Origin of the sequence: Pseudomonas sp. UBA5666, assembly GCF_002420785.1 — a bacterium.
Classification (GTDB): Bacteria; Pseudomonadota; Gammaproteobacteria; order Pseudomonadales; family Pseudomonadaceae; genus Aquipseudomonas; species Aquipseudomonas fulva.
On record NZ_DIIQ01000005.1, the window covers coordinates 1 to 21,551 of the forward strand.

Here is a 21,551-nt window from a genome sequence, read left to right on the forward strand (position 1 = left end):
CAGGTAGGGGTTTTGTCTTTAGGCTGGAAAAAATGACGTACTCGTGTTTGTACCGTCAAACGAGCAACCGCCGTGGGCGAGCCGGGGCAGGCGCGCGACTGCCTACCCCACACCAACGCCTCGAAACATCTCTACAACCCCGCCCTCGACCCGCTCCGTGATATCGTTCCTCCCCAAGTAAACGCGCCCGAAAGAGACCTGCCGATGTCCAGTACCCACCTCCAGCCTGGCTTCATGATCGTCCACGGCAATCGCCCAGACGACCTGCGCAGCCTGGTGGTGAGCTGGATGCGCCGTTACCCTCTGGCGCCTTTGGAGAATGAAATCGCGCTGGTCCAGAGCAATGGTATCGCCCAATGGCTCAAGCTCGCCTTGGCCGAGGATCCTCTAGAAGATGACCAGGGCGGTTGTGGCATTGCCGCTGCCATCGAGATGCAGCTGCCGGGTAGCTTCATGTGGCAGTTGTACCGCACCGTGCTGGGCCGCGATCAGATACCGGAAGTGTCGCTGCTCGACAAGGCGCCGCTCACCTGGCGCCTGATGCGCCTGTTACCCGAACTGGTCGAGCGGCCGCACTTCGAGCCCTTGCGGCGTTTTTTGACTGACGACAGCGATCTACGCAAACGCTACCAGCTCGCCGAGCGCCTGGCCGATCTGTTCGACCAATATCAGGTGTACCGCGCCGACTGGTTGAAAGAGTGGGCCGCAGGGCGGCATGTGCTCAACACTGCCCGCGGCGAACGCAAGCCATTGCCTGTCGACAACTGCTGGCAGGCAGAACTGTGGCGTGCCCTGCTGGAGGATGTAGGCGAGGAAGGCATGGCCCAGAGCCGTGCCGGCGTACACCAGCGGTTCATGGCCTGCATCGACGACCTGGAGCAGGCTCCGGCAAACCTGCCCGCACGGGTGATCGTGTTCGGTATCTCCTCGCTGCCTGCCCAGACGCTCGAAGCGCTGGCCGGTCTCGCCCGTTTCAGCCAGGTCCTGTTATGCGTGCACAACCCTTGCCGCCATCACTGGGCCGACATTGTGGCCGACAAGGACTTGCTGCGGCACCAGTACAAGCGTCAGCAACGCCGGCCCGGCATGCCATTGGAACTGGATGACCAGTCGCTGCACCAACATGCGCATCCCCTGCTGGCAGCCTGGGGCAAGCAAGGCCGCGACTACATCAACCTGCTCGACAGCTACGACGACCCAGGCAGTTACCAGGGTGTCTTCAGCGATGGACGAATCGACCTGTTTACCGAAGGTTCACCCATCACGCTGCTCAACCAGCTACAGGACGATATCCTTCAATTGCGTCCGCTGGCCGAATCCCGTGAGCAATGGCCGCCGGTCAATGCACGCCGCGACCGTTCGGTGCGCTTCCACGTTGCGCACAGCCCGCAACGGGAAGTCGAGATTCTCCACGACCAGTTGTTGGCCCGCTTCAGCGCAGATCCCACGCTGCGCCCACGTGACGTCATCGTCATGTTGCCCGACGTCGATAGCTACGCACCGCACATACGGGCCGTCTTCGGCCAATTGCAGCGCAAAGACCCTCGCTACATCCCGTACACCTTGACCGACCAGGGCCAACGTGGCCGCGAGCCGCTGCTGATCGCCCTGGAGCACCTGCTCAAACTCCCCGAAAGTCGTTTTGCCGTCAGCGAAGTGCTGGACCTGCTGGACGTACCGGCAGTGCGGGCTCGGTTCGGCATTCGCGAAGGTGACTTGCCAACCCTGCACCGCTGGATCGAAGGTGCCGGCATTCGCTGGGGGCTCAATGCCGAGCAACGGGCCAGCCTGGGCTTGCCGGACGGGCTCGAGCAGAACTCCTGGCGCTTTGGTTTGCGGCGGATGCTGCTGGGTTATGCCGTGGGTGTGGGTGATGCCTGCGATGGCATCGAGCCTTACGACGAGATAGGCGGGCTGGACGCTGCACTGATTGGGCCGCTTGTCGCGTTGCTCGATGCGCTTGAAGTGGCGTGCCAAACCTTGTCTTGCCCGGCCAACGCCGGCGAATGGAGCGAACGCCTCAATGCCCTGCTGCACGTCTTCTTCCTGGCCGAGGATGAGCAGGATGAGTTTCTGCTGATCCAGTTGCAGGACCTGCGCGAATCTTGGCTGGATGTCTGCGAAACCGTGGACCTGCAAGACCCACTGCCGCTAACGGTGGTGCGCGAAGCCTGGCTGTCGGGCCTGGACCAAGGCAAATTGTCCCAGCGCTTCCTGGCCGGCTCGGTGAACTTCTGTACGCTCATGCCCATGCGCGCCATCCCGTTTCGCGTGGTCTGCCTGCTGGGCATGAATGACGGTGATTATCCACGCGCGCAGCCACCGCTGGATTTCGATCTGATGGCCACCGATTACCGCCCAGGTGATCGTTCGCGTCGGGAAGATGATCGTTACCTGTTGCTCGAAGCCGTACTGTCGGCCCAGGACCAGCTCTACGTGAGTTGGGTGGGGCGCAGTATCCGCGACAACAGCGAGCGGCCTGCCTCGGTACTGATCGGCCAGCTTCGCGATCACATCGCTGCGGGGTGGCAACTGGCCGATGCGCAAGCCGATGTCAAACACGATCCGGGCCAGCAACTGCTTCATGCCTTGACCCAGGAACACCCCTTGCAGCCCTTCAGCCTGCGCTATTTCGAACAGGGCAGCGCGCTGTTCAGCTACGCACACGAGTGGCAAGTGCTGCACCAGGCCCACAGCGATGTCCCACACGACCTGGCCGAGCTGCCGCCCTATCAGGATGATGAGCCGCTGACATTGAATCAGCTGGCCGATTTTCTCAGGCATCCGGTGCGGCATTTCTTCAGTCAGCGGCTCAAGGTCTATTTCGAAGCGCTCGAAGCGCCCACGCCGGACGAAGAGCCTTTCGTACTCGACGCCTTGCAGCGTTATGGTGCAAGTGAGGCGTTACTCGGCGCAGCCTTGAGCACACCCGAGGATGTTCCGCGCGCCCTGCATCAGCAGGCACGTCGCCTGCAGGCCCAGGGCTTGCTGCCCTTGGCCGGTTTTGGCGAACTCTTGCAGCATGACCTGATCGAGCCGCTGCCCGACTTGCTGCAACGCCATGGGCAGTTGCTCGAGCGCTGGCCGCGGCAGGTTGAGGGTGCACTGCCTGTGCATTTCGAGCACGGCCCCCATCGGCTGGAGGGCTGGCTGGGTCGCGTGTTCCAAGGCGATGACCAGAGCGTGCTGAGCATCAACACGGTCCCCAACACCATCAGTGCAGGGCGCAACAGCCTAAAATGGCATCGCCTCATCGCGCCGTGGGTGACACACCTTGCCGCCTGCGCGGCAGGTTACGCCTATCACAGTGCGCTGGTGGCCAGTGACGTGACCCTGCTACTGGCGCCTGTTGACCAGCAAGCGGCAGCGGACCTGTTGGGAGAACTGCTGGTGGCACGACAGGCGGGCATGTGTGCACCGCTCCCGGTGGCGCCCAAGACGGCATTCGCCTGGCTCGCCCAGGACGATCCGGACAAAGCCATGGCTGCGGCCGCCCGTGCTTACGAAGGCGACGAACGCACCAGTGCCGGCGAGCGCGGTGAAAGCGTTGCCCTGGCCCGACAGTTCCGCGATTTCGCCGCGCTCACGGCCGACGAAACCTTCGTGGGGTGGTGTGAGGCCTTGTACCGCCCCCTGTTCGACGCCCCCTGGCAAACCCTGGGCAACCCGGAGAAAAGCGCATGACCCAGGCTCGGCCACTGGCCCTGAATTTTCCCTTGCACGGCAGCCAGCTGATCGAGGCCAGCGCGGGAACGGGCAAGACGTTCACCATTTCAGCGTTGTACCTGCGCCTTATCCTCGGCCACGGTGGCGAGCAGGGTTTCGAACGAGAGCTGCTGCCGCCGCAGATTCTGGTAGTGACGTTCACAGACGCTGCCACCAAGGAGTTGCGCGAGCGTATCCGGACTCGGCTGGCTGAGGCGGCGCGGTTTTTCCGCGGTGAACTCGAAGCCGTCGACCCGCTGCTGGCGCAATTGCGTGACGATTATCCACAGCACGCGTGGGCCAGCAGTGCCGCCCGGCTGGAAACCGCTGTGCAGTGGATGGACGAAGCAGCCGTATCGACCATTCACGGCTGGTGCCAGCGCATGTTGCGTGAGCACGCATTCGACAGCGGCAGCCTGTTTACCCAGACCCTCGAAACCGACCACAGTGAACTGCTGGGGCAGGTGGTGCGCGATTACTGGCGACGTTTCTGCTACGGCATGCAAAGCCAGGCCCTGACGTGGGTGCGTAGCCACTGGGTCAGCCCTGCCGCGCTCTTGCCCCGCATTCGCCCGCTGTTTGGCAGGGTGCGTGCCGCCCACCAAGGGCCCGAGCCCGAGGCACTGATCCTTGAGGCGTTGCAGGCCCGCGACGAGCAGCTGGCCCGGCTCAAGGGGCCCTGGGCGGTCTGGGTCCAGGAGCTGCGACAGCTCTGTCATGACGCCGTGGCCGCCAAACAGGTAGACGGCAGGAAGATGCAGGCCCGCTACTTCGAACCCTGGTTCGACAAATTATCCCAGTGGTGCAACGACGAACAGTGCGTGGAACTTGACCTGGGTACAGGCTTCACCCGCCTGACCCCTGCGGGCCTCGCCGAGGCCTGGAAAGTCGGCGAGCCGCCAGCGCACCCTGCACTCGATGCCATGCAAACATTGCAACAAGACCTGCAGGCCCTGGCCAGCCCGGACGCAGCGCTACTCGAACATGCCGCCAGCTGGGTTTCGGCGCAGTTCGAAGTGGAGAAGCGGCGCCGCGCGGAGATGGGGTTCGACGACATGCTCCTGCGGTTGCAGCAGGCACTGTACAGCGAGGCAGGCGAGCGACTGGCCGGATTGATCCGCGAGCAGTTCCCGGTGGCGATGATCGATGAATTCCAGGACACCGACCCGATCCAGTACGGTATTTTCGAACGCATCTACCGCATCAGCGAGAACCACGGCGACACCGGCCTGTTCATGATCGGCGACCCCAAGCAGGCGATCTACGCCTTCCGGGGCGCCGATATCTACACCTACCTCGCGGCCCGTCGCGCGACCCAAGGCCGCTTGCACAGCCTGGACACCAACTACCGCTCCAGCGAAGGCATGGTCGCGGCGGTCAACCAGGTATTCCAGCAGGCCGAGGCGCGTCCCAGCGGGCGTGGCGCCTTCCTCTTTCGGGAGGCGGACGACAACCCTCTGCCCTTCGTTGCCGTGCGCGCCCAGGGCCGCAGCGAGCAACTGATGCTCCAGGGTCAGCCCTGCGCCGCACTCCAGTGCTGGCAACTCCCCAGCGACGAGCCGGTTTCGATGGGCGTTTACCGGCAGCAGATGGCCACCAGTTGCGCGAGTCACATCGTGGGCCTGCTCAACGCCAGTCAACACGGCACGGCAGGCTTTGCGCACGCCAATGGCCATTTGCGCCCGTGCCTGCCATCGGACATCGCCATCCTGGTGCGCGATGGCCACGAGGCGCAACGTATCCGCGCAGAGCTCGCTGCCCGAGGCGTGCGCAGCGTCTACCTCTCCGACAAGGACTCGGTGTTCGCCGCCCAGGAGGCTCATGACCTGCTGGCCTGGCTCAAAGCCTGCGCAGAGCCGGACTCCGAGCGCCTGCTCAAGGCGGCGTTGGCCAGCTTGACGCTTGACCTGTCGCTGCCGGCGCTTGATCGCCTGAACCAGGACGAACGGGTGTGGGAAAGCTGGGTGATGCGGTTTCGCGCCTACCGCGACACGTGGCAGCGCCAGGGCGTGCTGCCCATGCTGCGTCAGTTGCTGCATGACTTCGAGCTGCCGCGAACGCTCATTCGTCGCACGGACGGCGAGCGCGTGCTCACCAACCTGTTGCACCTGGCCGAGTTGCTCCAGCAGGCCGCAGGCGAGTTGGACGGTGAGCAGGCGCTGATCCGCCACCTGGCCGATCATCTGGCCAGTTCAGGCCAGGCCGGCGAGGAGCAGATCCTGCGCCTGGAGAGCGACGAGCAACTGGTCAAGGTGGTCACCATCCACAAGTCCAAGGGCCTGGAGTACCCATTGGTCTATCTTCCGTTCATCTGCTCCAGCAAACCGGTGGACGGCAGCCGCCTGCCGCTCGCCTGGCACGACAGCCAGGGCAATGCGCACCTGACCCTGACGCCGGACGCCACGCAGGTCGAGCGCGCCGATGACGAACGCCTGGCCGAAGACTTGCGCCTTTTGTATGTGGCGCTCACCCGTGCCCAGCATGCTTGCTGGCTGGGGGTGGCCGACCTCAAACGTGGTAATCACAAGCGCTCGAGCCTGCATCGCTCGGCCCTCGGCTACCTGCTAGGCGGTGGCGCCGAACTTGCCGATTCCAAGCAACTGACAGGCTGGTTGCAAGCACTGGCCGCTACCAGTGCGCACATTACCTGCCCTGGGCTTCCGGAAGCAGACCGAGCGCTCTACCACACGCCGCAGTTGCAGCACCAACTGGTCCCAGCCCGCATGCCCCGGCGCGCAGCGGCCGAACAGTGGTGGATCGCCTCCTACAGCGCGCTGCGGATCGGTGAGCAGGCACTGGGCGTCGACAGCTCGCTGGCGCAACAACTGCTCGACGATGAGCCCGTCGATACCCAGGTACTGCGCGAGGTCCCCGCGGACAGCGGAGACATCCACCGCTTCCCGCGCGGCCCAAACCCCGGCACGTTCCTTCACGGGTTGCTGGAGTGGGCCGGGCGTGAAGGCTTTGCCCAGGTACACGATAACCCGCAAGCGCTGGCCCGCACCGTGGGCCAGCGCTGTAACCGGCGCGGCTGGGAAGGCTGGATACCGACGCTGACGCAGTGGCTCACAGGCCTGCTCGACACACCGATGCCCGTGGCACAAAACGGCCTGACCGTGACCCTCAGCCAGCTCACCCGCTACCAGGTCGAAATGGAGTTCTGGTTTGCCAGTCACCAGGTCGATGCCCAGCAGCTCGACCGCCTGGTGGCCCACTACACCCATCCAGGGCTACTGCGCCCAGCCGCGCAGCCGACGCTGCTCAACGGCATGTTCAAGGGTTTCATCGACCTGGCGTTCGAGCTGGAGGGGCGCTACTACGTGACCGATTACAAATCCAATTGGTTGGGCCCCGACATTCAGGCGTATGACCCTGCCGCGATGCAGCGGGCCATCCTTGAGCATCGTTATGACCTGCAATACGTGCTGTACCTGTTGGCCCTGCACCGACAGCTGCGCGCCCGCCTGGCGGACTATGACTATGACCTGCATGTCGGCGGGGCCCTTTTCATTTTCCTGCGAGGGGCCAACAGCAGCGGGCATGGTATTTATCACGCCAAGCCCCCGCGCGAGCTGATCGAAACCCTCGATGCCCTGTTTCGCGGCGAGCACGCACCTGTTGCGCATGACCTGTTTGCCGGAGACGCCCCATGAGCCGAAGCCTCGTCGACCTGCTGCCCACCCCCCTGCAGGCCGAGCACCTGCTGGCCCTGGCCCCTCAACACCGCAGCAGTGACCTGCTGCAACTGCTCGATCGCTGGGTCGAACGCGGCTGGTTGCGGGCGCTGGACCGTGCTTTCGTATCCTTTCTGGAGACGCTTGCGCCGGGCAGTGACCCGCTGTTGCTGTTGGCAGCCGCCCTTGCCAGCCATCAACTGGGGCATGGGCACGTCTGCCTGGACTTGCAGCAGACCTTGGCCGAACCTGACTTCGCGCTCTCGTTACCGCCTGAGGGGGATGCGCTGACCGGCCCGCTGCTGTTGCCCTCCCAACTGCTGGCCGGCCTTGACCTGGACGCCTGGCGCCAGCGCATCGCCGCAAGCCCGCTGGTGGCAGCCGCCGATACGCCAGGGCAGCACACCCGGCCCTTGGTCCTCAGCGGCGAACGCCTTTACCTGCGCCGCTACTGGAGTTATGAGCGGCGCATCGACCGCACCCTGCGCCAACGCCTGACCCAGGCCGACGCCGTACCGTCAGACCTGACGAGGCGTCTGGATGCCCTGTTCGAGGGCGGCAGCCTCGCAGGGCAGGTGGACTGGCAGAAGCTTGCCTGCGCCCTGGCCACTCGCGCCGGGTTCAGCATCATCACGGGTGGGCCTGGCACCGGCAAGACCACCACCGTGGTACGCCTGCTTGCCTTGCTCCAGGCCCCGGCAGTGGAAGCGGGCAGGCCGTTGCGCATTCGCCTGGCGGCGCCCACGGGCAAGGCAGCTGCTCGCCTGACCGAATCCATTGGCCAGCAAGTCGAACGCCTGCATGTCAGCAGCGACGTGCGTGGCCATATCCCCACCGAAGTCAGTACCGTGCACCGCCTGCTCGGTAGCCGTCCAGGCTCGCGACACTTCCGTCACAATGCCGCCAACCCCCTGCCTCTGGATGTACTGGTGGTCGACGAAGCTTCGATGATCGACCTGGAGATGATGGCCAACCTGCTCGATGCCATGCCGCCAAAAGCACGACTGGTGCTGCTCGGTGACAAGGACCAGCTGGCCTCGGTGGAGGCCGGGGCGGTGCTGGGTGATTTGTGCCGGGATGCCGAGCAGGGCCGCTACTCCCCAGCGACCCAGGCATGGCTGGAGCATATCGGCGGGCAATCGCTGTCTGAAAGCGGTCTTGAGCCTGGTGATGAACAGCGCCATCCGCTGGCTCAGCAAGTGGTCATGCTGCGTTTTTCCCGACGCTTCGGCGAAGGCAGCGGCATCGGTCAGCTCGCCCGATTGGTCAACCGTCAGCAAAGCCATGCGGCGCGCGACTTATTGGCCATGCCGCCGCCCGACGTCCACAGCCTGGCCCTGAAACAGGAGCATGACCGCGCCTTCGATCGCCTGCTGCTCGACGGCCTGGACCGCGGCGCGGAAGGCCCCCAGGGCTATCGCAGCTACTTGCGTACCTTGGGCAGTCAGCGTCCGGCACTAGACACTCCATTCGACGACCCTGCCTGGGAACGCTGGGCCGCCAAGGTCCTGCACCGTTTCGAGGATTTCCAGCTGTTGTGCGCCGTGCGCCGTGGCGCCTGGGGTGTAGAGGGGTTGAACGAGCGGGTGGCGCGGGTGCTGCACAGCGCCGGCCTGATCGACAGCCAGCAGCCTTGGTACGAGGGCCGGCCGGTGTTGGTCACCCGCAACGACTATGGGCTGGGTTTGATGAACGGCGACATCGGTATCGCCCTGTGCCTGCCGGATGAGCAGGGCAAGCCATTGCTGCGCGTGGCCTTTCCCCGCAACGATGGCAAGGGTGGCGTACGCTTCGTGCTCCCCAGCCGCCTGAACGAGGTGGAAACCGTGTTCGCTATGACCGTGCACAAGTCCCAGGGCTCGGAATTCGGCCATACCGCACTGGTCCTGCCCGACGCGCTCAACCCGGTCCTGACCAAGGAACTGGTCTACACCGGCATCACCCGTGCCAAGCACTGCTTCAGCCTGGTGGAACCTCGCCAGGGCATTTTCGAGGAAGCCGTGGGGCGCAAGGTTCGACGTATTTCGGGGTTGATGCTCGAGCAGGTGTGAGGGCGACGCTCGTCAGCGCCGTCAGGCCTGGTTGCAGGCCTTGGTAAAGCGCATCACCGTGTCCTGCCCCATCATCAGTGGGGCATTGGCTTCGGTCACCTCGCGGATGTAGTCCCACAACAAGGTGATGCGCTTGAGCTTGCGCAGGTCTTCGCGGCAGTACATCCAGAATTGCCGCGTCACTTCCACTTGCTCGGGCAGCACCGTCACCAGCCGCGGGTCCTGCGCGGCCAGGAAACACGGCAAAATCGCCAGCCCGCGGCCTTGAAGCGCAGCGGTGTACTGGGCAATCACACTGGTACTGCGCAGGTGAGCCGTGGCCCCAGGGATCAGGTTGGCCAGGTACAGTAGCTCGGAGCTGAAGGCCAGGTCGTCGACATAACTGATGAAGGGATGCCCGGCCAGGTCGGCAACGGCCTGGATCGGCGCATGGCTGTCCAGGTATGCCTGCGTGGCGTACAGGCGCAGTCGGTAGTCGCACAGCTTGCAGCATACGTAGGGCCCGTGTTCCGGGCGTTCTAGGGCGATGACGATGTCCGCCTCGCGTTTGGAAAGGCTGATGAAATGCGGCAGCGGCAGGATATCCACTGAAATCGCCGGGTAGGCATCGACGAAGTGGCTCAGCTGCGGGGTGATGAAGAAACTGCCGAAGCCCTCGGTGCAGCCCATGCGCACATGCCCCGACAGCGCCACCCCCGAGCCGGATACCTGCTCGCACGCCATGTGCAGCGTGCTTTCGATGGCCTCGGCATAACTGAGCAGACGTTGACCTTCTGCCGTCAGCACGAAGCCGCTGGTGCGCGATTTTTCGAACAGCAAGGTGCCAAGCGCGCCTTCCAGCGAAGTGATGCGCCGCGAGACGGTGGTGTAGTCCACGCTCAGCCGTTTGGCCGCGCTGCTGGCCTTGCGCGTGCGGGCCACTTCGAGAAAGAACTTCAAGTCGTCCCAGTTGAGCGCGCTCAGGGATGTGAGGTCTTTTTGCATGATGATCCGGAATTTTTATGCGTTCTTGTAGGATGTTTGCACATCTATACTCGAAACATGCCCTCTTACGCCACCCCGCGTTAGCGACGGCGCTGGCGATCTCGTCCTGACAATAATTCCAAGGAGAACGCAGATGAACGCACCCCAGTCCCCTGACCAGACCAAGGTCGAGCAGGCCAAGCTGCTGATCGATGGTCAATGGGTGGAGTCCCGAACGAGCGAGTGGCGCGATATCGTCAACCCGGCCACCCAGGCCGTGCTGGCGCGTGTTCCGTTCGCCACCGCCGAGGAGGTGGACGCCGCCGTGGCAGCGGCCCAGCGTGCCTTTCTGACCTGGCGCCATACGCCGATTGGCGCGCGCATGCGCATCATGCTCAAGCTCCAGGCGCTGATCCGTGAACACAGCAAGCGCATTGCCCAGGTGCTGAGCGCCGAACAGGGCAAGACCCTGGCCGACGCCGAGGGCGATATCTTCCGTGGCCTGGAAGTGGTCGAGCACGCGGCTTCCATCGGCACCCTGCAAATGGGCGAATTCGCCGAAAACGTGGCAGGCGGTGTCGATACCTATACCTTGCGTCAGCCGATTGGGGTATGCGCTGGCATCACGCCGTTCAACTTCCCCGCGATGATCCCGCTGTGGATGTTCCCCATGGCCATCGTCTGCGGCAACACCTTCGTGCTCAAGCCCTCCGAGCAGGACCCGTTGTCGACCTTGTTGCTGGTCGAGCTGGCCGTGGAGGCCGGGGTGCCCGCCGGTGTGCTCAATGTGGTCCATGGGGGCAAGGCCGTGGTCGATGCCCTGTGCACACACCAGGACATCAAGGCGATTTCCTTCGTCGGCTCGACCGAGGTAGGTACCCATGTCTACAACCTGGCCAGCCAGCATGGCAAGCGCGTGCAGTCGATGATGGGCGCCAAGAACCATGCCGTGGTGCTGCCGGACGCCAACCGTACGCAAACCGTGAATGCCCTCGTAGGGGCGGCCTTTGGCGCTGCAGGCCAGCGCTGCATGGCCACCTCGGTTGCGGTGCTGGTGGGCAAGGCCCGCGAATGGCTGCCAGACATCAAGCAAGCGGCGAGCAAGCTCAGCGTGAACGCCGGCAGCGAGCCAGGTACCGATGTGGGGCCGGTGGTGTCCAAGCGGGCAAAGGAGCGTGTACTGAGCCTGATCGAGAGCGGCATCCGAGAGGGCGCCACCTTGGAACTCGATGGCCGCGACGTCAAGGTGCCGGGCTATGAGCACGGCAACTTCGTCGGCCCCACGTTGTTCTCGGGCGTGACCACCGACATGCAGGTCTATACCCAGGAAATCTTCGGTCCGGTTCTGGTCACGCTCGAGGTCGACACCCTCGATGAGGCCATCGCTCTGGTCAACGCCAATCCGTTCGGCAACGGCACCGGTCTGTTCACCCAGAGCGGCGCGGCGGCACGCAAGTTCCAGAGCGAGATCGACGTCGGGCAGGTGGGCATCAACATCCCGATCCCGGTGCCCGTACCGTTCTTCAGCTTCACCGGCTCGCGCGGCTCCAAGCTGGGAGATCTGGGGCCGTACGGCAAGCAGGTGGTGCAGTTCTACACTCAGACCAAGACGGTTACCGCCCGCTGGTTCGATGACGACAGTATCAACGACGGCGTGAACACCACCATCAGCCTGCGCTAAGGAGCACGTCATGCGTATCGCATTCATTGGCTTGGGCAACATGGGCGCCCCCATGGCCCGCAACCTGATCAAGGCCGGTCACGCGCTTGCCCTGTTTGACTTGAACAAGGAGGTACTGGCAGAACTCGGCGCCCTGGGTGGGCAGGTCAGCGCCTCACCACGCGAGGCGGTAGCCGAAAGCGACCTGGTCATCACCATGTTGCCGGCAGCCGCGCACGTGCGCAGCGTCTACCTCGATGACGATGGGGTACTGGCCGGGATCCGAGCTGGCACGCCCACCGTCGATTGCAGCACCATCGACCCACAGACCGCGCGCGAGGTGTCCAAGGCGGCGGCCGCCAAGGGCGTGGACATGGGCGATGCGCCTGTCTCCGGAGGCACGGGTGGGGCGGCGGCCGGTACGCTGACCTTCATGGTTGGAGCCAGCGACGAACTGTTCGCAGCGCTCAAGCCGGTGCTCGAGCACATGGGCCGCAATATCGTGCACTGCGGCGAAGTGGGGACGGGGCAGATCGCCAAGATCTGCAACAACTTGCTGTTGGGCATTTCGATGATCGGTGTGTCCGAAGCCATGGCGCTGGGCAATGCTCTGGGTATCGACACTCAGGTGCTGGCAGGCATCATCAACAGCTCCACCGGACGCTGCTGGAGCTCCGACACCTACAACCCTTGGCCTGGCGTGATCGAGACGGCGCCGTCCTCGCGTGGCTACACCGGCGGCTTCGGCGCCGAATTGATGCTCAAGGACCTGGGGCTGGCCACCGAAGCTGCGCGTCAGGCCCGCCAGCCCGTAATCCTCGGCGCCCTCGCGCAACAGCTGTACCAGGCCATGAGCCTGCGCGGGGAGGGTGGCAAGGACTTCTCGGCCATCATCGAGGCCTACCGCAAGCCACAATGATCAAAGGGTGCACGTCATCGTTGTACAGGGGGCGGCTCATTGCGCCCCCTGCGTCTGCCAATCAGGCGAAGACGAAGTACTTGCGCACCGTCTCGACCACTTCCCAGGTCCCCTTCATCCCTGGCTCGATCACGAACACGTCACCTGCCTTGAGGTGTTTCGGTTCCTCGCCTTCCGGGGTGACGATGCAGTAGCCATCGAGGAAGGTTAACCCAAGCTATAGTCCCAAAAAAATTTGGCCTACCTCTCTGCTGGACCGAGCTCAGCTATGCTGTGAAAACGAAAGTCGCCAACTGCATTGATCTCCGGAGTCAGCAAAATGCCTGTTTTCTTCGAACGATCCCATCGTGAGTACAGAGTGCTGAGATTGGATGCAACTGGTTTTCGACCGGTGTTGCCTGTAATCATTACAGACGAAGGGATACTTAAGGATTTTGCTCACTATATGTACTTGAATGGGCGTAAGAGCAGGTCATGGCAAGATAGTGCGACCTTTGCTGTGCAGCTGTTGTTGGAATATGTAGAAGCTAATCATCAGTTTTTTGATTCTCCCCAAATGCTGTTTAGATCGTTTTCCAATTCACTGTATAGTGGTACCGTGGAGCGGGGGTGCGATCCGTCTGAGTTGTGGTGGGAGCCAAGACAGCCAGATGATGCCTCCAAGATTATTTCCGCGATTACTCAATTTTCAGACTGGCTGGCTGCGCTAAATGAAGATTCTGGACTGGTTTTAAATACTTGGCGCAAAGCGAATCGTGCTGAGGAAAAACTTAATTGGGCAGCTTACGTCCATCGGAAGAATAATGCTTTTCTTTCGCATCTTTGGATAAAGCCACCTGATTTTTCAATGAGTAGGGAGGTCAGGTCTACTTCAATGATAGGCTTTGATCTAGAGCCTGCAAAAGATTTTCCCGAAGAATCGATTGATGCCTTTCTTGCGCAGGGGTTCAAGCTTCGGAAAAATGTATACAGTATTAGAGATATCTTAATCACTATGCTCATGCATTATGGCGGGCTAAGGTTATCTGAGGCGTTGAGCTTGTGGTGCGATGATGTCACAGTTGAGAAAGGTGAAGTTGTCGTTCGAATTTATCATCCTCAACTCGGATTAGCGCCTGGAAAAAAACGGATGAAGCGTCAAGCATTTCTGCGTGACAAGTATGGGCTGATTCCTAGAAATCTACTGGTCAAATCGCAGGATTCTTTGTTTTTGGGTGCGAAGGGTAGGGCGTTTACTGATCGTCAGCGCATGAGTTTTGAAGTTTTCTTTCATCCCGCATTCAAGGCAGAAGTATTTGCGAAGTTGTGGAGTGAATATCATTGCATGCACAGAGTGAAACCTGCATTAGGTCAAGAGCATCCTTATGCATTCACTAACAAGCTTGGGCAGCCGTATTCACATACCGCCTACAGGAAAGCACATAGAGCGGCTGTAAAGCGCATTGGGTTGATCAGTGAGAAAATGTTAGGTACTACCCCTCATGGACACAGGCATTCCTATGGGCAGCGACTTGCCGCAGACGGAGCCACGGATCTTACGATTAAGTCAGCTATGCATCACTCGTCTATTGAATCAAGTGGAGTATATACTCAGCCAAAATCAACGCAGGTTCGCGCAACTCTGGCTGCTCTTGAATCGAAAATGGCATACAAGTATCTCGATGCAGATAGTGGCGATTAAGGTATGCGGAGTCTACTGGAGTAATTTAGGTTAGAGTCGCCACTGGTTTCCTCGGTGCTCTCTAAGTTCATGATCTAGCGTTTCTCGTGCTCTACTGGCAACAGTTGCATAATATATGCCGCACCGGCGTTTATGAGTATCTCCATGTAATCGAAAATACAACTCCGGCCTTCGTAATGCGTTGCGTAGATTTTTCGTCGGATTCGCTCCCGGTTCAGAATTTTTCAGTTCACATTTCGAGCGTAGTTGGCCAGTGCTGAGCGCATCCACTTAGGCATTTTGCATTCCATGAGCCTTTTGAACTCTTCAGCGCTGAGCGAGCTGACAATCTTGCTCGCGACCTGCTCATCCACCCCATTTTCTCCGAGATACCAAAAAGCGGTCAGGGCCGTCCCTATTGGCGTTCCAGCTTGCTGGAGTCGTTGGCGAGACGCATGGCGCAGCCTAACAACCGCGTTACCGATCTTGATCTCACGTGTCGTCCCGCTGGTGTAGTAAGTAGGCAGGACCTGCATCTGAACACTCAGCCCCAGTCGACGAACAGCTTCTGCACCATGGATCTGGATAGTCTCGCCTCTTGCCCTAGCGACGGCTTCCAATACAGAAAGCGGGTTGGCTCGAACCCTTTTACCCGTGTATTGGCTGTGCTTGGGACGCATGTAAACGCCGCGGGCAACGCGCTCCAGGGAACCCCTGAGCACCATTCGAGAAAGAGCTTTGTTTACCGCGGAGCGAGAGCCGGCTCGCTCGAATACGGCTCTAACAAAGGGCCTTCCCTTAGGCATACGCTTGATTCGGTTCGATATAGACTCTGCGATAGACACAGCTAAACCTATGTCAGACGAGTAGTGGACAGGTCCTCTGGCATGGAACCTTGCGGCGTTAAGCGTAGACGCCGTGTTCAATTCGTTCTAGAAGTGTCACCACTTGCTGATAGCCCGATCGACTTATCAGGATGATGCAAGGTACCTGATGACTTAGCCCGATCGCTGGTTTGTATAGCCATTGCGCGGCGAGCACTCGACTGCCAAGCACTCGCGTCGCCAGGTGCAAGATTTGCTCGCACCTTCCTTTGTAGCATCGGTGGACGATGCTCCAGCATCCCAGCGGTGAACTGGGGCAAAGCGCTAGTATCTGAGGATCGTTCATTTGCACACCTCAAATGTGAAAGCGTATCTCTCAACCGGCTAGTCGGCCAACGGGTTCCATTCTCTTGCCGGCTTGTGCGGCTATATCGAGGAACCTTCCTCGCGTCTGTGCCCGCCCTCGCAGAAGCTCTTGGGCGCTGCCTTCCTGTTCCGACTTGATACGCCACTTCTCAGTCTTTACCTTCCGCCGGCCTTTCAATGTCTCTCCTTTCCCTCATAGGTAGGGCCCAGGCGCAACCCAGCCAATGGGTCAGGAAGCGCAGAATTTGGTTGCATCAGACAGGACATCTCAGCCCATGCTGAAGGGTGCAGATGCCCATCCTCATCGGTCCGATGGCGTCACGCTGAGCTCCTCACGAACGCGCTGAATGATTGAATCCAGAGTGGCATCCTTGTCCATAAAAAGGTAGCACTGGGTCAAGATCGTCAAAGGATGGACATTCATGGCAGAGGCGAGCCCATGCACCATTTCGAGGGTAGGGCCTTTTCCTCCGGCTTCCAGTTGGCTGAGGTAGGTTTGGCTGCTGTGGCCACCGAAATCTTCTTGGTTAAGGTTGCGGGATTTTCTGAGCTGCCTCATTGCTTTCCCAAATGCCTGTTTCAGTTCCATTTTTTCATTCCTACAAAAGGAATGATGAAGCCGTCTTGAACGTCGGACATCCATTAACTATTGTTAATATTTTGAGGATTTTTCGATGTTCAAGACCTACAGGCACGCTGAACTCAGCTCAGCCGACATTTTCGGAGAACCTTCCAGTCGCCGCTGGAAATTTATTGAGCTGGAGCTGCACTACCCATGGTTTTACGTGGAGCTCGTGCGCGATTATGGTGATGACATCGTGGGCAGCATGCTGATGATCCCTACGGTACCGATACTTAAACAGATGCTTTCGGAGCTTGATGACTGCTCATGGATCGCGCAGGCACATCTGATGTCTCCTGGCCACATGAGAGGTGGGAAAGACTGGGTGATGGAACCGCTTCAGGAAGTGAGCATTGCTGAAGACGCCTCAGGGACGGAAGAGGGCTATATCTATAAGGTAGTAGGCGGGGCCTGCTACAGCATTCATCACTCGCCTCATCGAGAGAACCTCAAGGTCACAGAGATTATTTTTTCGGCTGATCGCGATCTGCGCGTGGGTGGATGAGTTAAGGGGCGTGCATTTTATTTGTCGTTACGATTCTTACGACTGCTTTGAAGGCAAAGCGAGTGCTTTAGCGTCATTCCCCTAGCTAAGAGTATATGGTACCTCTAAGCAGTATCATCATAACGGAGACGAGTTTCTGTATTTTTCGTCCTCACTCTTTGATCTCCTGTCGCTAAGCTACGGAGGTTTTCGCTCAGCAGTCAACTGGTTGCGTGAATCGCCCATGGGCTTTGGCCGTGGCTGACCCAATGGGCACCAGGTCGCGCTAGGCCAACATCCAGTTATGCATTGTTTTGAGGATCGGCGTCGCCATTTCCTGACGTATTCGCCCGCGATCCTCATCACTCATGTCACGCGCTTGGCGCTCGACCTCTTACAAGTCGCTGATCGAGTACAGCGCTTGTTCGGCCAGCTGACTTTTGTTAGCTACGTGCAGATCGAAAAACTTGCGACGTGCATGAGCCATGCAGCCGGTTTCAGCGATGCCTTGCTCAAAACCAGCTTTGTAACCAGCGAAATCATCGCAAACCAGCTTGCCGTTCCAGTCGCCCAGGAAATTGCGTGCATGTTCACCGGCACGGCTTGGGCTGAAGTCGTACACCACGACTTTGAGCGCCGAAAACGGTGTCGTGCTGTAGGCCCAGGCCCAAGCGTAGGCCCTGTAGGTTCACAAAAAAGGTGACATTAGGTGTTCAGTAAACTGGGAAAAACTGCCACTTCCTCTGTGAATCGGCCATGCGAAATTCACAAAATAACTGATAATCGCCTACCGCTCTCTCAGAAAAATTGACCTTATCTCTATTGTGAGGCGGGAGCAGTGAGTCGCTTCAACGATCTTTACACCAGGATTGCTAGCTTGTTTTCGACCGCGGTATACAGATCGACCTCCGCCTCCGGGGTTTTGATAGAGATGATCAGACTGTAACGAGCGGGGAGCGCGTACCGGTTGAGATTAGGCCGGGTTCTCCACCAACCCATTCCAGGAAACACAGCCAGCAAGCCACGGCTTGCGAGATCAGCAGCAGTGCCTTTCCAAATGTCTTGGTGAATGGACCCTTTGTGCCTGTATTGGCCCCCGAGGAGCCAGTCGGGATCCTTCGGCGCCATCCCTTCATTCACTTGCTCAGCAGCCGCATTTACGCGCCCCACAAAATCATCAGGACCTTCCAAAGGCCGCTTAACATCGAATCGTAGGCGGTGCGATGGGTAGTGATATTTGGACGCGGAGCCGCGAGCAGAGGGATTCGGCTCGACGAAATACGAAAGGGTGACCTTCATCTCCACCTCAGCACCTTGTAGAGCTTCAAGCTCGTCCTTTGGCCACGGGATGTTGTGGAGGTTCATCTCCTTCGTATCGATCTTCCCCTTACCTTTCTTATAAGGATAGAGCTGATCTTCCACCACCAAAGTCAGAGAGTTGCTCGCACTCCAAAGAGCACGCTCAAGACTCGGCTCTCCCCAGCCGGCATGTCGAATGAGGTTTACGTAGTCCGATTTCACTGGGCGAGCAGGAAGATAAGCGTCGCGCATAGCTTCCGACCAATCCGCTGAGTGAACAATCAGGGCGCGGACTGTCTCTGGACGCAAGGTCGGATACTGAACCAGAATTTGGGCCGCCATACGAGAGCACAATGCCGACGCTGCGCTCGTAGCGTTAAAGGTACAGAATCGTCTTGCCTCGAACTCATTCTTGGCGGTGAGCAAATTAAGGCTCGCCATCCCGGCTGCGCCATATCGGTCCTTGGCAGCATTGCCCCCCTCAAAAACCACGTCCGGTTTCAATGGCCAGGCACTTTCCCACGTAGCAGAGGTTGTGGTGAAGGGGCTGAGCCCACCCTCTTGCGCTATTGGTTCATAGGCAGTGGGTCTCGTGTCCATTTTACGGGTACAGGCACCCACTGTCAGAGCGTTCCAAGCCTGCCCCGGATCATGGATCAGGTTGGTGCTCAAGCTCGCGGGATAAAGCATCCAAGCGTTGATGTCGCGAATGTTCCCGGCCGATTGGATAAACAGCCTGGGGAACTCACCTTCGTTATCGGCATCCGCAGCCAGGCTATCCAGCTTTGAAGACCAGGAGGATGGGCGACCGCGGTCACGATAGTCCTCGGCGCTAACTGCTGAATTAAAGACCCTGGATCGATCCGCGTGGCTAATTTCTGGTCGCGCCACCCCTTCAGCAAAAAGAGATGCATGAAGCAGTGCGTTCCCCTCGTTCGCCCCATGGCTTGGAAGAAGCTTCACCGACTCAAGCCGATGATGAATGCTCACACGTTCAAGTGATGATAGGCAGTCGGTAAGATCGCCATAGGCTGCGAGGGCTGCCATGCCGGTGCCGTGGTTCTCCTCATCGTGCTTACCCCACTGAGGGTTAACGGTGTGAGTATCCTCTTCCTCGATCAGTCGACTGAGCAAGGGGTGGGCGCGATTGACACCAGAATCCAGCAAACAAATCCTGGGAGCGTGACGATTGACTGCTGGGAAATCAGTTCTCGCAACCAATTCATCCAGCCATTCGATTTGCTCTTCATTGGCCAAGTCATCGAAGCTGTCTGCGGTTTCTTTGGCTCGACGAAGCTCAGCGACACAGTTGAGCCCCATCACCGATTGCGAGAATTGGCGCTGGGAACCTTTCATCAGCACCACAGTTCGTTCGGGAAAATCAGCTCGTGCTTCGCTGACTACGCATCCACTACCTTCGACGATCTTAGTGAAATCGTTAATAACGGCCTGGCGCGCACCTCGTACCGGAAGCCACACCTCCCACCAAAACTCTTTTGATTTGTCGTCCGGCAGCAAATCTGGATCGTCTGTCCATAACGCTTCCAACTCGGCGTTGCGAATCGATTCGATCGTGTTGACTAGGTTACGGTGGTCTCGGGGATTACCATTCTTGTCCTTCTTCTCCTGAAGGTACTCCGTAACGATCCTCTCAAAGTGGTCAAGCTTGCCATCGGGGACGAAGACGTTGGCAATGGTCTGGTCTCCCTCTTGGCGTACGCTGAGGAGTTCGATTTTCTTGCGCTCATCACCAAGGCTTTGGAAAGCCATTTCCACATCGGGCTGACCGACGAACTGGATTTGCAAGCCCAAGCCGCTTTCAACATCTATCCCCTGTTGAAAGTTCTTAGCTGCTTCGGCCATTGGCTTCAATGCGTGCAGTTGATGCTGAAGTGACGCACCATGCTGCTGCCTTGGCAAATCTGGGATCTGCGGTTTTACGCCACCCTTAGAGGCATGTGCCGTGAAATCTCTCGGCTTAGAATTTTTTGGCAGTATTAAGTGTTCACGCTTTGCGTTTCTTTTGTCCGGCATGGCTCGCTGCTACGTTGTTTTGCCAATTTCTGGCTGAGCAGTTGGCGGTCCATCAATGCCTTGCCCAGCGTCTGTCCTTTGACGCGTTCTTCATCGTGCATAACGGCATCTTTGATAGCGTCATCCACCGCCCGCCGGATTTCGGCATAGCTCAAACCTGCAGCCTTTTCCCCAATGGCCTTGGTTGAAAAAGGTTTAGGCGCGAAATGTCCAAGCCGCGAACGAATAAGACTCGATGCTTGTTCAGCAGTCGGTAAGTGATACTCGATGACGTCATCGAAACGACGAAATAAGGCGTAGTCAAGGATCTCGGGGTGATTAGTCGCGGCAATGATTAGGCTATTTGACTGGTCTTCTTCGATCATCATCAAAAAGCTATTGAGTACCCGGCGTATCTCGCCAACATCGTTTGGCATTCCACGCTGGGAACCAATTGCGTCGAACTCATCAAAAAAATAGACACCACGGACTTCAGCTATGGCATCAAAAACCTGCCTCAGCTTCGCCGCAGTTTCACCCATAAACTTGGTAATAAGCGTGTCCAAACGGACAAGAAAGAGCGGTACCCCGAGCTCACCAGCAAGAGCGGATGCAGTCATGGATTTACCCGTTCCTGGGGGGCCTACCAACAGCACCTTCCTGCGAGGAGAAAGCCCATGCTCTCGTAGACGAGAAAACATTCGTTGCTCTTTCAGCACTCGTTGCAACTGAGCTGATGCTGCGTCGTCGAGAACCATTTCAACGAAACGATCTTTTGGGTAGGTAACGCTCAGCAAGCCCGCCATTTCGCCGCGAGGCTTGGCAAGGGGTGTGGGGCTATTGCGTCGACCTTCAAGACTCACGCTGCTTTTAGCAGCATCGATCATGTCGCGCAGATCGGTCGCGAGCTTGCCATGGCCCGATTTAGCTTCGCGTGCGGCAACCTGCATCGCTACGGAATAGAACTGACTGTCATCCCGTTCGATGTGAGATTTCACGAGCGCTTTGAGCTGTTCGGCGCTGGCCATTTCTGTTACCTGATCTCTGCAAAAAAATGCCCAATCCGTGGCTATGGCGACGACGCGGTGCTCAGGATAGGAGGGACTCAATGACTCGCATCCTGCTCGCCAAAGCAGGATTACGTTATGCCACCATGGTAGCAGTTAGAGTCAAGGGAGACGACTCTATTCCTATGAGCGGTGTCCTGATTTGAGTTTGAGGGATCGCCCCCATTCAGACCTCGTCTGAGGATCAGGAGCACCAGGATAGGCGTCAAGGAGGTGGTCATTTTGAGGTGGACTATGCTGACCA

13 protein-coding genes and 3 pseudogenes are annotated in these 21,551 nt (G+C 59.3%); 7 read left to right on the forward strand and 9 right to left on the reverse strand.

Annotated elements, in window-relative coordinates; translation table 11 throughout:
* The first annotated feature begins 204 nt into the window (after positions 1–204).
* From recC to recD, 3 genes are read left to right on the forward strand one after another with little or no spacing between them, the layout of a single operon-like run.
* Positions 205–3,684, forward strand: a complete 3,480-nt coding sequence (gene recC / locus B2Y33_RS03580) for an exodeoxyribonuclease V subunit gamma (RefSeq protein WP_033695022.1) — start codon at positions 205–207, stop codon at positions 3,682–3,684.
* The gene (gene recB, locus B2Y33_RS03585) at positions 3,681–7,358 is read left to right on the forward strand and encodes an exodeoxyribonuclease V subunit beta (protein ID WP_049696553.1); all 3,678 of its coding nucleotides are present in this window, start codon (positions 3,681–3,683) and stop codon (positions 7,356–7,358) included. Before recC ends, recB begins: the two co-directional genes overlap by 4 nt.
* Positions 7,355–9,430 (forward strand): exodeoxyribonuclease V subunit alpha, encoded by a 2,076-nt coding sequence (gene recD, locus B2Y33_RS03590; protein WP_027914369.1) that lies wholly within the window; start codon positions 7,355–7,357, stop codon positions 9,428–9,430. Before recB ends, recD begins: the two co-directional genes overlap by 4 nt.
* Positions 9,431–9,451: 21 nt before the next feature.
* On the opposite strand, the gene B2Y33_RS03595 is transcribed toward recD, so the two are convergent.
* The gene (locus B2Y33_RS03595; RefSeq protein WP_027914370.1) at positions 9,452–10,414 is read right to left on the reverse strand and encodes a LysR family transcriptional regulator; all 963 of its coding nucleotides are present in this window, start codon (positions 10,412–10,414) and stop codon (positions 9,452–9,454) included.
* A gap of 133 nt (positions 10,415–10,547) precedes the next feature.
* Here B2Y33_RS03595 and B2Y33_RS03600 point away from each other — a divergent pair, with 133 nt between their 5' ends.
* Entirely contained in the window at positions 10,548–12,074 is a 1,527-nt protein-coding gene (locus B2Y33_RS03600) for a CoA-acylating methylmalonate-semialdehyde dehydrogenase (RefSeq protein WP_027914371.1), read from the forward strand.
* A gap of 10 nt (positions 12,075–12,084) precedes the next feature.
* Positions 12,085–12,972 (forward strand): 3-hydroxyisobutyrate dehydrogenase, encoded by an 888-nt coding sequence (gene mmsB, locus B2Y33_RS03605; RefSeq protein WP_027914372.1) that lies wholly within the window; start codon positions 12,085–12,087, stop codon positions 12,970–12,972.
* Positions 12,973–13,033: 61 nt separating this feature from the next.
* Here mmsB and B2Y33_RS03610 read toward each other — a convergent pair.
* Positions 13,034–13,177: pseudogene (locus B2Y33_RS03610) on the reverse strand (cupin domain-containing protein); the annotation flags it as partial.
* 114 nt (positions 13,178–13,291) lie between these two features.
* On the opposite strand from B2Y33_RS03610, the gene gmtY reads away from it, so the two are divergent.
* Positions 13,292–14,653: a gamma-mobile-trio recombinase GmtY gene (gmtY, locus tag B2Y33_RS03615; RefSeq protein WP_128611063.1), complete on the forward strand. Its 1,362-nt coding sequence runs from the start codon at positions 13,292–13,294 to the stop codon at positions 14,651–14,653.
* Between the two features lie 74 nt (positions 14,654–14,727).
* Here gmtY and B2Y33_RS23125 read toward each other — a convergent pair.
* The 4 genes and pseudogenes from B2Y33_RS23125 to B2Y33_RS03625 form a co-directional block, all read right to left on the reverse strand.
* Positions 14,728–14,877, reverse strand: a pseudogene (locus B2Y33_RS23125) (IS3 family transposase); the annotation flags it as partial.
* Positions 14,878–15,477: a DUF6088 family protein gene (locus tag B2Y33_RS03620; protein ID WP_080992912.1), complete on the reverse strand. Its 600-nt coding sequence runs from the start codon at positions 15,475–15,477 to the stop codon at positions 14,878–14,880.
* 58 nt (positions 15,478–15,535) lie between these two features.
* Positions 15,536–15,802 (reverse strand): antitoxin Xre/MbcA/ParS toxin-binding domain-containing protein, encoded by a 267-nt coding sequence (locus tag B2Y33_RS23130; protein ID WP_080992911.1) that lies wholly within the window; start codon positions 15,800–15,802, stop codon positions 15,536–15,538.
* A 321-nt stretch (positions 15,803–16,123) separates the two neighbouring features.
* Entirely contained in the window at positions 16,124–16,411 is a 288-nt protein-coding gene (locus B2Y33_RS03625; RefSeq protein ID WP_049696551.1) for a helix-turn-helix domain-containing protein, read from the reverse strand.
* Positions 16,412–16,496: 85 nt separating this feature from the next.
* Between B2Y33_RS03625 and B2Y33_RS03630 the strand changes: the two genes are divergently transcribed.
* On the forward strand, positions 16,497–16,949 hold the full coding sequence (locus B2Y33_RS03630) for a hypothetical protein (protein ID WP_049696550.1): 453 nt from the start codon (positions 16,497–16,499) through the stop codon (positions 16,947–16,949).
* Positions 16,950–17,217: 268 nt separating this feature from the next.
* On the opposite strand, the pseudogene B2Y33_RS03635 reads toward B2Y33_RS03630, so the two are convergent.
* The 3 genes and pseudogenes from B2Y33_RS03635 to B2Y33_RS03645 form a co-directional block, all read right to left on the reverse strand.
* Positions 17,218–17,616: pseudogene (locus B2Y33_RS03635) on the reverse strand (IS66 family transposase); the annotation flags it as partial.
* 170 nt (positions 17,617–17,786) lie between these two features.
* Positions 17,787–20,261: a S8 family peptidase gene (locus tag B2Y33_RS03640; protein WP_128611064.1), complete on the reverse strand. Its 2,475-nt coding sequence runs from the start codon at positions 20,259–20,261 to the stop codon at positions 17,787–17,789.
* Positions 20,225–21,268, reverse strand: coding sequence for an AAA family ATPase (locus B2Y33_RS03645; protein WP_049696548.1), 1,044 nt, complete (start codon positions 21,266–21,268; stop codon positions 20,225–20,227). Before B2Y33_RS03645 ends, B2Y33_RS03640 begins: the two co-directional genes overlap by 37 nt.
* Between the last annotated feature and the right edge of the window lie 283 nt (positions 21,269–21,551).

Bases quoted from the DNA above. Each gene is read 5' to 3' on its own strand.
- B2Y33_RS03640 (WP_128611064.1), bottom strand. From the start codon at position 20,261: ATGCCGGACAAAAGAAACGCAAAGCGTGAACACTTAATACTGCCAAAA.
- B2Y33_RS03600 (WP_027914371.1), top strand. From the start codon at position 10,548: ATGAACGCACCCCAGTCCCCTGACCAGACCAAGGTCGAGCAGGCCAAG.
- B2Y33_RS03595 (WP_027914370.1), bottom strand. From the start codon at position 10,414: ATGCAAAAAGACCTCACATCCCTGAGCGCGCTCAACTGGGACGACTTG.
- gmtY (WP_128611063.1), top strand. From the start codon at position 13,292: ATGCCTGTTTTCTTCGAACGATCCCATCGTGAGTACAGAGTGCTGAGA.
- recC (WP_033695022.1), top strand. From the start codon at position 205: ATGTCCAGTACCCACCTCCAGCCTGGCTTCATGATCGTCCACGGCAAT.
- mmsB (WP_027914372.1), top strand. From the start codon at position 12,085: ATGCGTATCGCATTCATTGGCTTGGGCAACATGGGCGCCCCCATGGCC.
- B2Y33_RS03645 (WP_049696548.1), bottom strand. From the start codon at position 21,268: ATGGCCAGCGCCGAACAGCTCAAAGCGCTCGTGAAATCTCACATCGAA.
- B2Y33_RS23130 (WP_080992911.1), bottom strand. From the start codon at position 15,802: ATGAACGATCCTCAGATACTAGCGCTTTGCCCCAGTTCACCGCTGGGA.
- recD (WP_027914369.1), top strand. From the start codon at position 7,355: ATGAGCCGAAGCCTCGTCGACCTGCTGCCCACCCCCCTGCAGGCCGAG.
- B2Y33_RS03625 (WP_049696551.1), bottom strand. From the start codon at position 16,411: ATGGAACTGAAACAGGCATTTGGGAAAGCAATGAGGCAGCTCAGAAAA.
- recB (WP_049696553.1), top strand. From the start codon at position 3,681: ATGACCCAGGCTCGGCCACTGGCCCTGAATTTTCCCTTGCACGGCAGC.
- B2Y33_RS03630 (WP_049696550.1), top strand. From the start codon at position 16,497: ATGTTCAAGACCTACAGGCACGCTGAACTCAGCTCAGCCGACATTTTC.